At 36.6% G+C, this 14,792-nt stretch carries 14 protein-coding genes; 3 read left to right on the plus strand and 11 right to left on the minus strand.

Translation table 11 applies throughout. The features are described from left to right. Window positions 1–33: 33 nt before the first annotated feature. On the minus strand, window positions 34–744 hold the full coding sequence (gene arcA, locus KP712_RS06745; protein ID WP_048953492.1) for a two-component system response regulator ArcA: 711 nt from the start codon (window positions 742–744) through the stop codon (window positions 34–36). 193 nt (window positions 745–937) lie between these two features. Here arcA and KP712_RS06750 point away from each other — a divergent pair, with 193 nt between their 5' ends. Continuing rightward, window positions 938–2,671: a protein-disulfide reductase DsbD gene (locus KP712_RS06750; RefSeq protein ID WP_215770746.1), complete on the plus strand. Its 1,734-nt coding sequence runs from the start codon at window positions 938–940 to the stop codon at window positions 2,669–2,671. A gap of 112 nt (window positions 2,672–2,783) precedes the next feature. Further along, entirely contained in the window at window positions 2,784–3,188 is a 405-nt protein-coding gene (locus tag KP712_RS06755; protein ID WP_215770747.1) for a DoxX family protein, read from the plus strand. 109 nt (window positions 3,189–3,297) lie between these two features. Here the strand turns inward: KP712_RS06755 and ndk are convergent, their stop codons facing one another. Further along, on the minus strand, window positions 3,298–3,720 hold the full coding sequence (gene ndk, locus KP712_RS06760) for a nucleoside-diphosphate kinase (RefSeq protein WP_140537335.1): 423 nt from the start codon (window positions 3,718–3,720) through the stop codon (window positions 3,298–3,300). Between the two features lie 10 nt (window positions 3,721–3,730). Beyond that, window positions 3,731–5,035, minus strand: coding sequence for an aminopeptidase PepB (gene pepB, locus KP712_RS06765; RefSeq protein ID WP_215770748.1), 1,305 nt, complete (start codon window positions 5,033–5,035; stop codon window positions 3,731–3,733). Between the two features lie 143 nt (window positions 5,036–5,178). Here pepB and KP712_RS06770 point away from each other — a divergent pair, with 143 nt between their 5' ends. Beyond that, window positions 5,179–6,429 (plus strand): O-antigen ligase, encoded by a 1,251-nt coding sequence (locus KP712_RS06770; protein WP_215770749.1) that lies wholly within the window; start codon window positions 5,179–5,181, stop codon window positions 6,427–6,429. 58 nt (window positions 6,430–6,487) lie between these two features. Here the strand turns inward: KP712_RS06770 and degS are convergent, their stop codons facing one another. From degS to KP712_RS06810, 8 genes are all read right to left on the minus strand, one after another. Next, window positions 6,488–7,510 (minus strand): outer membrane-stress sensor serine endopeptidase DegS, encoded by a 1,023-nt coding sequence (gene degS, locus KP712_RS06775; protein ID WP_065265561.1) that lies wholly within the window; start codon window positions 7,508–7,510, stop codon window positions 6,488–6,490. Next, window positions 7,511–8,629: a bifunctional diaminohydroxyphosphoribosylaminopyrimidine deaminase/5-amino-6-(5-phosphoribosylamino)uracil reductase RibD gene (gene ribD, locus KP712_RS06780; RefSeq protein WP_215770750.1), complete on the minus strand. Its 1,119-nt coding sequence runs from the start codon at window positions 8,627–8,629 to the stop codon at window positions 7,511–7,513. A gap of 2 nt (window positions 8,630–8,631) precedes the next feature. Continuing rightward, entirely contained in the window at window positions 8,632–9,081 is a 450-nt protein-coding gene (gene nrdR, locus KP712_RS06785; RefSeq protein ID WP_005627362.1) for a transcriptional regulator NrdR, read from the minus strand. A gap of 62 nt (window positions 9,082–9,143) precedes the next feature. Then, on the minus strand, window positions 9,144–12,515 hold the full coding sequence (gene recC, locus KP712_RS06790) for an exodeoxyribonuclease V subunit gamma (protein WP_215770751.1): 3,372 nt from the start codon (window positions 12,513–12,515) through the stop codon (window positions 9,144–9,146). A gap of 47 nt (window positions 12,516–12,562) precedes the next feature. Beyond that, on the minus strand, window positions 12,563–12,850 hold the full coding sequence (locus KP712_RS06795; RefSeq protein WP_181153749.1) for a DUF5374 domain-containing protein: 288 nt from the start codon (window positions 12,848–12,850) through the stop codon (window positions 12,563–12,565). Continuing rightward, the gene (locus KP712_RS06800; protein WP_140450239.1) at window positions 12,843–13,526 is read right to left on the minus strand and encodes a DUF2572 family protein; all 684 of its coding nucleotides are present in this window, start codon (window positions 13,524–13,526) and stop codon (window positions 12,843–12,845) included. Before KP712_RS06800 ends, KP712_RS06795 begins: the two co-directional genes overlap by 8 nt. Continuing rightward, entirely contained in the window at window positions 13,526–14,242 is a 717-nt protein-coding gene (locus KP712_RS06805) for a type II secretion system protein J (protein WP_140449943.1), read from the minus strand. The genes KP712_RS06800 and KP712_RS06805 overlap by 1 nt, the downstream gene beginning before the upstream one ends. Then, on the minus strand, window positions 14,236–14,754 hold the full coding sequence (locus tag KP712_RS06810; RefSeq protein WP_140450238.1) for a type II secretion system protein: 519 nt from the start codon (window positions 14,752–14,754) through the stop codon (window positions 14,236–14,238). Before KP712_RS06810 ends, KP712_RS06805 begins: the two co-directional genes overlap by 7 nt. Between the last annotated feature and the right edge of the window lie 38 nt (window positions 14,755–14,792).

Consider the following 14,792-nt stretch of genomic DNA (forward strand, 5'->3'; position numbering starts at 1 on the left):
TTCATCTTAAGAAATGAATAATAGCCTTTGACATTATTCTATATTACCGCAAAATCGATATCCTTCTCCATGCACTGTCATGATGATTTCATCGGTATTTGAATATTCCTCAAAATGTTTCCGAATTCGGCGAATTGTAACATCTACAGTGCGATCTTGTGGTTTAAATGCTCTACCTGTCATTTTACGCAGAAGTTCTTCTCGAGTTAGCAACTTACCTGGGTTTTCACAGAAATAAAGCATTGCGCGAAATTCACTGCGTGGCAATTTTAGTTCTTGGTTTTCTGGGGTAATGAGATTATGGCTATTTAAATCTAATACCCAACCATTGAAGCGATAAAATTCTTTTCCCGATGTATTTTCCTTTTCTTGGTGAGGCAGAGTACGGTGTAGTAAGTTACGAGCCCTAATAGTAAGTTCGCGGGGATTAAATGGTTTGGTTAAGTAATCGTCCGCACCTATTTCTAATCCTAAAATTTTATCAACTTCATTATCTCGTCCCGTTAAAAATATAAGTGGTAAATTAATATTTTCACGCAATTCACGGGCAAGTAATAAACCATTTTTTCCAGGTAAGTTAATATCCATTACCACAAGATTAATCGTGTAGTGTGCAAGAATATGATGCATTTCTGCGCCATCTTGAGCCTCAAGAACATCATACCCTTCAGCTTCAAAAATCCCTTTAAGCGTATTACGGGTCACGATTTCATCTTCAACAATGAGAATTTTTGGGGTAGCCATTTTCCATCCTTATACTTATTTTGGCGTATGCTATCGTGGTTATCATTCTAACGATGTAACATTGTTGTAACAACAGAAAAATGCGCTGATTTTTTCATTAGGTTTTGTTTTTGTGATCTACATCATAGTTTTATGCTTTCAAATTTCTTTATGTTAAAATTTTAGGCAATTTTCTCCTTTTCTAGTTTATTTTATGAAAAAATTTATCCTTTTTTTTATATTTATTTTTACCACATTTGTAGCTAATGCAGGATTGTTTGATAAAAAACAATCATTTTTAAATGTAGATGATGCATTTGCATTTTCTGCTACATTATCTCCAGATAAAACCCAACTCCAGATTCATTGGGATATCGTGAAAGGATATTATCTTTATCAAGATAAAATCAGTGGTAGATTTGTTGATAAATCAAAATTGTTGGTAGCTCGTTTTCTACAACAATCAGAACGACATCAGGATCCTTATTTTGGTGAAGTGAGTGTCTTTACCCAACCCATAGATGGCACTTTTATCGGTGATTTTTCCCATGCTGATGATAAAGTGGAAATATCTTATCAAGGTTGTACAGAAGGTTTTTGTTATCCACCAGAAAGTAAAGTTTTACGGCTTGGTGATCTTGTTATTTCTAATACAAAAGCTATAGAAAATAATACGGAAGAACCAGTGCTTTTATCAGAACAAGATCGTTTGGCTGATAGCTTATTTCATAGTAAATGGGCAATTTGGGGATTCTTTTTATTAGGCGTAGGGCTTGCTTTTACGCCTTGTGTGTTGCCTATGTTGCCTTTACTTTCAGCAATTGTTATTGGTCAACAACAAAGAAGTATGTCGCGAGCATTTATTTTAACATTCCTTTATGTACAAGGGATGGCGTTGACTTATACTTTATTAGGTCTTGCTGTTGCAGCAATTGGCTTACCGTTCCAAATTGCCTTACAACATCCTTATGTCATGGTAGGGCTTTCTATTTTATTTGTTGTTCTTGCCCTTTCTATGTTTGGGGTGTTTACCCTTCAATTGCCGAATAGTTTACAAAATAAACTTAATACATGGAGTCAGAAACAAACGTCAGGGGCTTTTGGTGGCGCCTTCGCTATGGGGATGATAGCCGGCCTTGTTGCTTCACCTTGTACTTCAGCCCCGCTTTCAGGTGCTTTACTTTATGTGGCGCAAAGTGGTGATTTATTCACAGGTGCGGCAACCCTTTATTTGCTCGCTCTTGGTATGGGCGTGCCGCTAATGTTAATCACATTATTTGGTAATAAAATTTTGCCAAAATCAGGTGAGTGGATGAACACAGTGAAACAAACATTCGGCTTTGTTATGTTAGCATTACCTGTGTTTTTGCTTTCTCGTATTTTGCCTGAAGTATGGGAGCCACGCTTATGGGCTGGATTAGCGACAGCATTCTTTATTTGGTTTGCGTTGCAGATGCCTAAGAGCGGTTTTGGCTATGCCATTAAAATTATTAGTTTTGCGTTGGCTATGGTTTCCGTACAGCCTCTGCAAAATTGGATTTGGCAAGCTCAGAACACAACACAAAGTGCGGTAGAAAATAAGCCTGTTTCTCAGGTTAAATTTAAGCAAATTAAAAATATTGAAGAACTTGACCGCACTTTAGCGGAAAATCCCTATTCAATCGCGATGTTGGATTTATACGCGGATTGGTGTGTGGCTTGTAAAGAATTTGAAAAGCTGACTTTTTCAGATCCAAAAGTGCAACAGCAATTTCAAAATATCTTGTTGTTACAAGTGAATATGACAAAGAATAGCCCAGAAAATAAAGCATTAATGGAACGTTTTAATGTGATGGGATTACCCACAATTTTATTTTTTGATAAGCAAAATAATGAGATTCAAGGAAGTAGAGTAACGGGCTTTATGGATGCAGATTCTTTTTCTAATTGGATTGAAAAGCTACTTTAGTTATTTTTTACTTTTAGTAAAAAGTATTTTTCAATTTTAATTATTGTTTAGCCATCAGTTAAAGGATTAATATGGCGATGTTTTAATTCATCTTTAAACAAAAGGAAAGCAAATGAATAAGCTTGAAAAATATCGCCCTCATGTATTAGCGCTATTACGCATTACTGCTGCTTACATGTTTATCTTACATGGCACAGCAAAATTCTGGGAGTTCCCAATTTCCATGACGGGTGGAAATGGCCCGGTTGGTGACTCAATGATGATTGTAGGTGGCGTGATTGAAATTGTCGGCTCAATCTTATTAATTTTAGGATTATTTACGCGCCCAGCTGCGTTTATTTTATCTGGTCAAATGGCTTTTGCGTATTTCTTTATGCATGTAGCTGGAAAAGGGAATTTATTATTCCCAATTGCAAATGGCGGTGAGCTCGCATTACTTTATTCTGTTATATTTTTGTACTTTGTTTTTTCTGGTGCGGGCGCTTTATCATTAGATAGCAGACTTTATAGAAAGTAGTTTAGTTTCATAATTTTAATCCTTATTTCGCCCATCTAAAGTGGGCTTTTTTAATAAAGCACCTAGATATGTATCTAGGTGCTTTGTTGTTAGAAATAATATAAATATGTCAGTAGGTATAGATTTCTGAATCAACAAAGAAATAGGCTATTTCACGTTTAGCACTTTCTATGCTATCAGAACCGTGAACTGAATTTTCACGTTGACTTAGTGCAAACTCTTTACGAATTGTACCTTCTTCTGCTGTTTCTGGATTCGTATTGCCAATTAAAGTGCGGTAATCTTTAATTGCATTTTCTTTTTCTAATACAGAAACTAAAATTGGTGCTGATATCATATAATTAATAAGTGGTTCAAAAAATACTTTCCCTTGATGTTCAGCATAGAAACCTTCAGCTTGCTCACGCGTTAAATGTATCATCTTTGTGGCAATAATCTTAAAACCAGCCTGTTCGAAACGTGCCAAAATAGCACCCATAAGATGGCGATTAACTGCATCAGGTTTAATAATAGAAAGTGTTCTTTCCGTCATAAGTAAATCCTTATTCTTCTGATTTTAACAATAATAAATTTGCAAGTGTTTGTATACCAATACCTGTAGCACCCACACCCCATAAATCGCTACCTGATTTACGATAAGTTGCTGCACAATCAATGTGTAACCAGTTCTTCTGATAATTTTTTATAAAATAAGAGAGAAAAGCTGTTGCTGTGCTTGCTCCTGCTCCAACCGGGACACTACCAATATTAGCAATGTCTGCAAATGATGAGCTGATTTGTAAACGATGGAAATCTTCAAACGGTAAACGCCAGAAGGGTTCATTTTCATCTTGAGCAGACTGGAATAGCGCTGCTACTAAACTCTCATCCATTGAAAGTGCTGCATGATAATCATTACCTAATGCAACTTTTGCCGCTCCCGTTAATGTTGCACAGTCAACAATAAATTTGGGGTGCTGATTATCAGCTTCAATTAACCCATCCGCTAGGACAAGACGGCCTTCAGCATCTGTATTTAATACTTCAGCGGTAATGCCATTTCTATAAGTGATAATATCTCCCAATTTAAAGGCATGACTACTCACTAGGTTTTCGGCACAACATAAGTAAAGTTTTACACGTTGATTTAACCCTCGTGTAATTGCTAATCCTAAAGCACCAGTTAATAATGCTGCTCCCCCCATGTCGGTACGCATAGTACTCATTCCATCACTTGGCTTTAGGCTGTAACCACCACTGTCAAAAGTAATCCCTTTCCCAACTAAACAGGCTAATATTGGCGCATTAGGATCATTTGTTGGGTTAAAATCAAGTTGTAACATAGCTGGGGGATTTGCTGACCCCTTACCAACCGTCCAGATACCATGATATCCTTGTTGTTCAAGTTCTTCTCCTGAAACGATCTGGAAACTTACCGCACTTTTTTTATTATAAATATCTGATTGATTTAAGATAAATTCGGCTGCATGCTCGGCCAATTTTACAGGCGTTAAGTTTTGTGCTGGTTCATTAATGATTTCACGTACAAAATCACTGCATTCAATACGTGCTAATAGTTCATCTTGTGGTTCGTCATCAAGATGAGGAAATTCAATTGAATAATCTTGTTTTGCGGTATAAAAGCCTTGGTAAAATGCCCAGCAAGATTCTAATGCCCAATTATCACCTAAAAGCTCAACTTCTTGAATGCCTATGTTACGTAACTTACGTGCAGCCTGTTGTATTAAAGTACGGTCTGTTTTTTCATTGTTTTGTAAATGAATAGTCGCTTGTTTATCGTTAAAACTGAGAATTGTTTTTTCCCCCCAAACAGCATTAGCTTGTTGGTATGAAAGTATAATTTCCACTTTGTCCTCCATATAAAAGAAAATGAGGGGGAACACTATACCAGTTTTATTCTTGATTTCATAAAGTAATAGTCTGATTTTGGGAGTATTTATGAATAAATTCAGGTAAAATAGCTCATCTTAGTAATTAGGTTGACGTTGCGATGACTTCATTTTTTCATAAAAAATATATTACTTTTTGTATTAATGTATTTGTTGGGCTATTTTTTACAACGGTTTTGATATTCAAGAAGGGATATAGCTATGTTCCCATAACTTTAGGTGCTGTTAGTGTTATTTATGTTATTATTTATTTTATAAAATCAAAGATACATGATGAATTATCTAAAATAGATAAAATTTTCATCTTTTCCTTATTATATTATTTTATTAGTTTTTTACTTTCTGTTTTTATTAATCAGGATAGTTTTAGAGAAATTGACAACCCAAGTCGAGTTTTATTATTCATTCCTTTATTCACTTTATTTCGACATTTCCCATTAAAGATTGATACGATCTTGTATGCTATTCCGACAGGGGCAATTATAACAGGGTGCGTGGCATTATTTCAGAAATTTTATTTGGGATATGATAAGCCTTTTCCTGAAATTATGCATATTCAGGTTGGGGATATAGCTATTTCATTAGCGACATTTAGTTTAGTGATCACAATACATTTTTTCATAAAACAATATTATAAATCTGTATTAATAGGATTGGCTGGAGTTATTCTTGCGATGAGTACAAGCGCATTATCCGGTGCGCGTGGTGGCTGGGTAGGATTTCCAATTATACTGATTATTCTTTTATTACTATATCGTCAATTTCTTAGTAAGAAACTGATAATAGCTTTTTTTGCTATTATGGGTGGATCTTTTATTCTTCTTGTAATGAACCCTAAATTTAATATGACGAAGCGTTATTATGCGGCTGAGTCTGATATTAAGTTATATCTAGAAAAAAATGATAAAAGTACATCGTTGGGGGCTAGATTTGACATGTGGGAGAATGCATTTGTAGCCATTAAAGAATCGCCTATCTTTGGTCATGGGAGCAGAGGTTACGAACTATTCAGAAATAAACAGATAGAATCAGGTAGTATGGCGAAAACAACCTTGCAGTTTAATAGCTTGCATAATCAATTTTTAGAATCTTGGGTTAAACGAGGATTATTAGGTTTTATAGGATTGATAGTTATATTATTTGTGCCTTTTATTTATTTTATGAAAAATTGTCAACAACAAAATTTAGAAATAAAATGTGTCGCAATTTTAGGTGTTATGCATCTATTATCCCATTTATTCTATTTTATGAGCCAGTCATTTCTTGCGCATAATTCGGGATCGTTATTTTATTTCTTCGTTTGTATTATTTTTTATAGTTTAATTAGATCTTCTCGTTCTTCTTCCTATTAAAAAGAGAAAGAGTTAAAAATAGAAAGTCAGTTCCATGATTAAGAACGCTACTTTTTTATTAATTTACTGGAAATTCTTCAATGACAACAGGAAGTTGTAAGATTTTGCCTAATCGTAGAATGGTGACGAGAACTTTTGAATTAGGTTTTGTATTTGCGATAATTTGCATCATTTCTCGGGCTGAAATGCCTTCTTGATTATTTAATTTCAAAATGACATCACCTAATTGAATTCCTGCTTTTGCTGCTGGGCTATTCGGGCTTACTCCAGTGATGACTATGCCTTCTTCACTACTTGAACTGATGTCGCTTTGCACACCAAAATAACCTCGGATAACACGCCCATCTCGAATGATTTTCTGTAAAACATCATTTGCAATATCCATTGGAATGGCAAAATTTAGTCCTTCTGCTATTTCATTAGCGGTTTTCCCAATACTAAGGGTGCTGATTCCAACCAATTCCCCTGCTGAATTAATTAATGCACCACCTGAGTTACCGCGGTTAATTGAAGCATCGGTTTGGATGAAGTTTTGTCTGCCAACAGAATCACCTACGGCATTACGTCCCACAGCGCTAATAATACCTTGAGACACGCTTTGCCCTAAGTTATAGGGATTACCGATTGCTAATACCACATCACCAACGTGAGCTTGACGAGCTGAATTTTGTGGAATGGTTGAAAGATTATTTGCACGAATTTTGAGAACAGCGAGATCGGTGAGATTATCTGAACCAACAAGACTGGCCTCAAAAATATTTCCGTTTTGCAACGCAACTACAATTTGATCCGCATTTTGGATAACGTGTTTATTCGTCAGAATATAGCCATCTTTACTCATAATCACGCCAGAACCTAAGTTATTCACTTGTAGCTGATCATTATCATTAATGCTGGCGGAAGAAAAAGAGCGGTTATAAACATTCACTACTGCTGGAGAGGCAATACGCACCGCATTTTTGAACGATACAATATCGTCTGAAGTGAAGATATTGCTGTTATTCAGTCTTGGAACCGCAAACAAAATCACGCCCGCAGCAGCCAAGCCCCAAAGTGCGGAATGGAAAAGTTTTTTAAGCATTTAGATTCCTTTCGGTGTGTAAGTTAATTTTATATCGTCACCGATTTGTTCTAATTCATTGAGTTGCCATAATGGTGCATCGGCAAGTTGAGTTAAATTCGGTAATTGGCATAGACCTCGAGCATTGTCGCCAAGTAATTTTGGCGCAACGTAAATAATCAATTCATCTACTAATTTCGCATTAATTAAACTACCCGCTAAATTTGCTCCAGCTTCTACCCAAAGGGTATTTATTTGGCGTTTTCCCAGTTCTTGCATTAATTCTTTTAGTAAATTTTCTTTTGGAAGAATAATTTGTTCGCAGAAATCAGGAAAGCCTGCTAAATCTCGCGGTTCATTAGAAACTAACCAAACGGGAGAATGAGTTAAAAAAAGTTTATGAGTCGGTTGAATGCGATGTTGTGAATCTAAAATGACTCGCAAAGGCTGGCGAAGATCTTCTTTTTTATATTCTGTTTTAAGATTTTCAGGGAATTCATCCCAGCGTACATTAAGGCTTGGATCATCTGCAACGACTGTCGCAGAAGTGGATAAAAGTGCGGATGATTTTGCTCGCATTTTTTGAACGTCCGAACGAGCATCAAGGCCCGTAATCCATTTACTTTCTCCACTTGCCATTGCTGTTCGTCCATCTAAACTCATCGCTAGTTTGAGTTGAACAAAAGGCATACCTTGACGCATTCGTTTTAAAAAGCCTTTATTTATTTTTTCCGCTTGATCGTTTAATAAATTCACCGCACTTTCGATGCCGGCATCAGACAACATTTCCAAACCTTTCCCTGCGACTTGAGGATTCGGATCTTGCATCGCGGCAATGACTTTTATTACGCCAGCCTCGATTAATCCTAATACACAAGGTGGGGTGCGACCATAATGAGAGCAGGGCTCTAAGGTGACGTAAGCGGTTGCCCCTTTGGCATTTTCGCCAGCTTGAGCTAAGGCAACGCGTTCAGCATGAGGTTGTCCAGCCTTAAAATGAAAGCCTTCCCCCACAATTTCACCATTTTTTACCAATACGCATCCCACCGATGGATTCGGTGTGGTGGTATATTGACCTTTGGCGGCTAAATCCAAGGCACGTTGCATAAATTTGCGATCTTGTACGGAAAATTCGATCATGGTTAATCCTTTAAGCTCTCAATTTCTTTGGTAAATTGATTAATGTTATCGAAACTCAAATAGACCGATGCAAAACGAATATAAGCCACTTTATCGAGTTTTTTTAACTCATTCATTGCGAGTTTTCCAACCAGTTTACTTGGTACTTCACGTTCACCCGTCGCGCGTAATTGAAAAATTATATGGTTAATTGCTTGTTCAACATCATCCGCACTTACAGGGCGTTTTTCTAAGGCGTGCTGAATACCACTGCGTAATTTATCTTCATTGAATGGCTCTCGAGTGCCGTCAGTTTTAATAATTTTTGGTACGATTAATTCGGCTGTTTCAAAGGTAGTAAAACGTTCATGGCAATGACCGCACTCACGACGGCGGCGAACCTGATAGCCATCTGATACCAAACGGCTATCAATTACCTTGGTTTCTTCTGTAAAACAAAATGGACAGCGCATAGACAATTCTCCGTAAAAAGGGCAGTTATCTTAGCAAAAAATCGGTTCTTTGACGATTAGCTTTATGCCTTTCTTGTCTTCTTTTGTTCGAATAATAAGCCAAACCAATCTTTTGTTTGTTTTAATAATTTTTCAATATTTTCAGTTTGTTCAAATCTTGAGATCTGCGCCAATATGCGTGACCAATATGGATCTGCTTGAGCACCGTAGCTGCCTTCGCCCAGTTCCTGAAGTTTTGTAGAAATATTGTCAAAATCTACCGCACTTTCATCGTCCACAATAAAATCATTAATATTTCTTATCGTTGGCACCAATTGAATTTCTATTTGGCTTTGTAAATAATCTTTTACGTAAATTTTTAATTGAGCGAGAGCGGCTTCACGCTCAATAGGCGATAATTCGATAACTTGATCTTGCGTAATTAATTTTGGTGGTATCGCATTTTCTTGTGTGACACATTGAATCAAATAATAAATCCAAGGACGGATACAATAGCGATCTTTGTATTTCGCAAAATGCCACTGAATTACCTGTGAATCATCGCCAAATAAAGGCTCCATATAACCAAATAGACGAATTTCTTGATTTTCATTTCGCCAATCTACGGAAATATTGAAATCAATAGAAGCATGTTTGGCTTCGCCAAGATCTGCTATTTTCTTTTTAAATTCAAGAACATTGTCTCGAATATTTTCAGCATAAACTTTTCCAAATTCGGCTCGAGGTAATACGCCTTTAACTTCTGCTTGTCTAAAATAATCAGCAAAATTTTGTTCATCAAGATAGATTAAGTCATTATTGAGCGCGTAATTATCTAATCCACTTAAGGTGAAGTTTTCACTGTCGGCAATACGATCATCTTCATCGCGGAAATAGACACCGAGTTGTTTTTCAAAGAAAAATTTCACTGGGTTTTCAACAAAGCTGACTAAACGCTCCAGTTCAATTTCTTCGATTTTTTCTGAGTTTTTTGTCATAGTGACGGCAAATTCTGAATTGCTAGATGTCGCGTTAAATTGCGCTATTGGCAACCATTTTGTCGCAAAAGAGCGGGTGAAATTCTCGTTATATTTGAAATTATCTGGGCTAAATGCTGTCATCGGATGCTCAATCACCGTAAGGGTATTTTCGCTTTGACCTTGATTAATATAATCCACGAGTTGACTTACCAATACAGAAGGTTCTTTCGGTTGATTATCTGTAATGGAACGGCCAACATAGCTGATATAGCAATAATCACGTGCTGCCAATAAGGCTTCTAAGAACAAATAGCGATCATCATCACGGCGAACACGGTCGCCTTTTTGATGGTGATATTGCATTAAATCAAAACTGTTTGGTGTTTGTGTTCTAGGGTAATCCGCATCATTCATTCCAAGTAAACAAACTACCTTGAATGGCACTGAACGCATTGGTAATAAGGTGCAGAAGTTTACTTTTCCTGCAAGGAATTTGAGGCTATTTGGCGCATCTTCCAATTTCATTGTGATGACATCGGCAATCACGTCTGCTTGCAATTCTTCAGTAAAATGGAGCGTTTTTAGATGCTCAGCTAATTCATTAATTTTCTCTTGAATATAGAAAATCGTGTCGCTTGTGTCTTCATTTTGCACGAAGAAATCTGATAAAAGCGCGGTTAAAATTTCTTGCCATTTTTCGATGGAATGTGCTTGTTGCAGCGTTTCATGCAACGCTGAAAGTGCGGTGAAAAAGTGAGATAAATTTCCAGCAAGTTCACCCTTTAAGCCATAGCTGCTGTTTAACCCTAGGCTATCTTGCCAAATACCGTGTTCTTCACGCATCGCATAACCTAACATCATTCGTTCTAATCCAGCCTGCCAAGAATTGAAATTGATACCATCTTGATTTTTTTGCAAACCGAAACGAATCCCTGAATCCGCCACCCATTCTCGCACTAATGGCAAATCAGCAAGAGAAATATTAAATCGTTCTCGCATCGCAGGAATATCCAGCAACGCTAAGACGTCCTCTGCACTAAAATTGCTTTCTTTTAAGCGCAATAAAGTTAAGTAACTTGATACCAACACATCACTTTCTGAAAGTTTATTATCCGAAAGTGAAAATGGAATTTGTGGCGCATCCCCATTTTTTTGCCCGAAAACTGCCTGAATATAAGGTGTATATTGGTTTATATCTGCCACCATAACAACCACATCTTTTGGCGTAAGGTTAGGATCTTGATTAAATAAATCTAATAAATAATCGTGCAATATTTCCACTTCACGCATAGCACTGTGGCAAGAATGTAGGGTTAAAGTACGGTCATTTTTTGCGATATTTAGCGGTTTATTTTCTAAATGCAGAATTTGAGACTGCAATTGCCCAAGCAAACTGTTCGATTTAATTTCTTGATAAGCATTGACGGGATAAGTTGGAATATGTTCTTCATCTCGCACCAAGGTGTAAAGAAAATCTCGCCCCATTTTTCCCCAAGCAGCCAGTAACGGATTGCCTACTTGAAGGTTTTCTTTTTGATAAGTGACATCAAACTGAGCGTTTTCTAGTTGAGAAAGTTGATCCTCGGAAAACAGCGGTTGATTTTTATCTTGTTTATTGAATTGATAACGCTTGCGAGAACGCAAATAATCAAGGCGTAAATCGCTAATATCTCCCCAATACTCTTGGCATGGATTATTAAAAAATAAATGAATATCCACTTCTGATGACATCGCTTGCAAAATATTGAGATAAGCAGTTGGAAGTGCTGGAATACCAAAAATAAATATGCGTGAAGGTAATTTTTTCGGTGCTTTCTTATCGGCAAGCAAGGCTAAGAACTGATTATGCAAAGCCGCTCGATGTGTGGCATCCCCAACATCTGATTTAACATCGACGACCAATGCACGCCATAACTCACCTTGCCATTTTGTATTGCTTTGAATTTGCTCAAACAAAGTATCGTTTAGGTTAGGTTGCTGTTTTTGTATTTGAACAGTGATTTGTTCATCTTCGCCTTTTTCCCAAGCAAAAATCCATTCTGGTCGATAAACTAAATATTGGTCAAATAAATCGGCAATTTTGCTGCTGAGTTGATAAAGTTTGTATTGTTCAGAATGAGGCGATGATGCTAAATAATTGCGTAAAGGTGAAAAACTTTCTTTCTTGAGAAAAGTCGGGATTAATCGCATTAATCGCCATGTCATTGAATCTTTATCAAAAGGATTTTCCAGTGCCGTTGCGGGTAAGTTTTGAGCATAAAGTTGCCAAATAAAACTTGCTGGCATAGGAAATTTGAGGTTCGCTGAAATGCCTGTTTCTTTCGCTAATTCAATTTGCAGCCATTGCGCCATACCCGGGCTTTGCACCAAGATAATATCTTGCTGAAAAGGATCTTCTGGAGGTAACGATTTGAATAAGGAAGAAAGAATTTCTTTTTGTTTTTCGAGTTGATTAGAGTAGTAAACAATGAACACAATGGCGACCTTTTGAGGATTTGATTTAGAAAAAGACAAGCCCCATTTTACTTAGTTTTTATCGAAATTTCACCCATAGGATAACGCACAATGACTCGTTCGTTTTGACATTGAACGCGAAAAGTTAAGCCATTTTGTGGTATCAATTGTTCACAAGCTAACCCTAAAAATTGGCGTTGAGCTTGATTCTCCGCAATCTGTATCGCCTGAAAATCTTGATAAGTTTTCACCGCACTTTTTCTTTGGCTTGCCGTCCATTGATTGAAAGCAATAAATAAAACGCTAAATAAAGCCAAGGAAAATAATAGGGTAGTGAGCGACATGCCTTTATTCATCTGGAACATTAAAATCACTCCAACCTTTTTCAGCCAACTGCCATTGGCTATATTGTTGCACTAAGGTTGTTACAACCGGTTTGCCATAGGCTAAAGTTACCCCATCTAAAGTTAAATTCCCGTTGGTGATCACCGCGCCACTAATCCTTCCTTTGCCCGTTAGTTTTAAATCTCCCTCCGCAATTAATACGGCAGACACGATGCCATTAATTTCAACTTCCGCTTGTGAATTTGAAAACCAATAAAGTTTAGGTATTTTGTTAGCATTTAAAATTTTGGGTGGGGAAGAAAAGCGCGGTCGAAAATCCGTTAGTTTTTCTATGTGAATAAAATCTTTCAATGCACCTTGATTATCGCCTCTTGTGGGCGATTTTTTAAATAGACTCATTCTTTCACACCAAAGAAAATATTGAATTGCATCGGTGGCGCCATCAAGCGTGATGCTGGTTTGCTTTACACTTTCATTATTATTTAACGGTAAATCAAGGCAGGCGGTTTGTTTTTTCTCCTCTGTTATTTTTTGCAGTTGTAATGTTCTTTCTACATAGTATTTTCGTTGATTTTGTTGTGCACGAAAAAAACTTAAATGGCTGTCATCCAATAATAAGATTACGGTTAATAAACCTGAAATAAAAATCAGAATAGTCAGCGTGATAATGCCTTTGTGTGTAGCCATTATTTTTGATTCCAGAGCGCAACGACAAGGGATGTTTCGTAACTGATATTTGGGGTTTGTTTTAAATTTCCTTTTAGTTTGATTTCTAATCCTTTGCCTTCGATTAACCAATTAAATTGTAGGGTAGTGACTTCGTATTCATTGTTATCTAATAAATCTGTCCAACCGCCTCCAGCGTTGCAAGCCGATTGTTGAAAAGCTCGTTTACAAGTTTCTGCTGTGCAATTAGTAGGAATAACACTTTGATAAGTCAGTTTGGTTTTTATCATTTTATTACTTACTTTATAACCGAATAATTCTTCTGTACTGTTTTTAGATATATTTTTCCCATTTTTCATACAGGTTTTAGGCGAATCTTTGCCAATACAACCATTTTTATTTAAATCATAAAAGAACAACACGCAGCTATTAAGTGGGGCGTTATCTTCTTGGCTAATGAAAATGGCAGTGCCTTGTTCATCTAATTCAAATAAAGATAAATTGCTTTCTGTTCCTTTTGTATTTAATGCTCTAAATCCCAATCGCCGAAGATCTTTACCGATTAGCTGTAATGTTCGTTGTAGTTCTGCTTGTAGTTTTAAATGCAATAACATGTGTTGATTTTGCGTTTGTATTTGCACATAAAAATGTGAAATGCTTAGCAATAATAAAGACGATAACGCTAGCGAAATCATCAGTGCTAATAGGGTTTGTCCTTTTAATAATGTTTTCATGATTGATTGCATGCACTAGCCGCTTGATTGGTTTTCAAACGAATACTGCCAACATTGAAAAATGAAAATAATGTACGTTCATTTTCCGCTTGCAGAATAAAGCAACGAGTAACACTCGTATTACGAGCACCATAAAACCTCGTGATTTCTTTGGGATAAATATAATGGCTTTGAATCATCGTTTTTTGAGGAAAATAAGGATAGTAAAAATGTGCATAGGCCTCTTTCGGGCAGTTTGTTGGGTTTAAACAATCGCAAGTTTGATCATTTTTTACTTGTGCCGTTAAGCACCATTGCTGTGTCGCAAGGTTACGATTTATCAGCAGGAACCACACTTCCGATGAATTTTCTGCTCGAGTCTGAATTTGGCGTAGAAATAAATACAGGCGATGTTGCTCTTTGGCTAAAATCGTTTTAGGTGAGTCTGTTTGCCATAATGGCACGACAAAATTCAGCGCAATGCTGATAATTGCTAACCCAATCAATAATTCTACTAATGTCACACCTTTCTGCATAAAACGCTCCAATTTTCTACCGCACTTTAATGATAAAT

This window comes from Haemophilus sp. SZY H68 (assembly GCF_018829685.1).
GTDB lineage: Bacteria > Pseudomonadota > Gammaproteobacteria > Enterobacterales > Pasteurellaceae > Haemophilus > Haemophilus haemolyticus_K.

Bases quoted from the DNA above. Each gene is read 5' to 3' on its own strand.
- arcA (WP_048953492.1), bottom strand. From the start codon at position 744: ATGGCTACCCCAAAAATTCTCATTGTTGAAGATGAAATCGTGACCCGT.
- KP712_RS06750 (WP_215770746.1), top strand. From the start codon at position 938: ATGAAAAAATTTATCCTTTTTTTTATATTTATTTTTACCACATTTGTA.
- KP712_RS06755 (WP_215770747.1), top strand. From the start codon at position 2,784: ATGAATAAGCTTGAAAAATATCGCCCTCATGTATTAGCGCTATTACGC.
- ndk (WP_140537335.1), bottom strand. From the start codon at position 3,720: ATGACGGAAAGAACACTTTCTATTATTAAACCTGATGCAGTTAATCGC.
- KP712_RS06770 (WP_215770749.1), top strand. From the start codon at position 5,179: ATGACTTCATTTTTTCATAAAAAATATATTACTTTTTGTATTAATGTA.
- degS (WP_065265561.1), bottom strand. From the start codon at position 7,510: ATGCTTAAAAAACTTTTCCATTCCGCACTTTGGGGCTTGGCTGCTGCG.
- ribD (WP_215770750.1), bottom strand. From the start codon at position 8,629: ATGATCGAATTTTCCGTACAAGATCGCAAATTTATGCAACGTGCCTTG.
- nrdR (WP_005627362.1), bottom strand. From the start codon at position 9,081: ATGCGCTGTCCATTTTGTTTTACAGAAGAAACCAAGGTAATTGATAGC.
- KP712_RS06795 (WP_181153749.1), bottom strand. From the start codon at position 12,850: ATGAATAAAGGCATGTCGCTCACTACCCTATTATTTTCCTTGGCTTTA.
- KP712_RS06800 (WP_140450239.1), bottom strand. From the start codon at position 13,526: ATGGCTACACACAAAGGCATTATCACGCTGACTATTCTGATTTTTATT.
- KP712_RS06810 (WP_140450238.1), bottom strand. From the start codon at position 14,754: ATGCAGAAAGGTGTGACATTAGTAGAATTATTGATTGGGTTAGCAATT.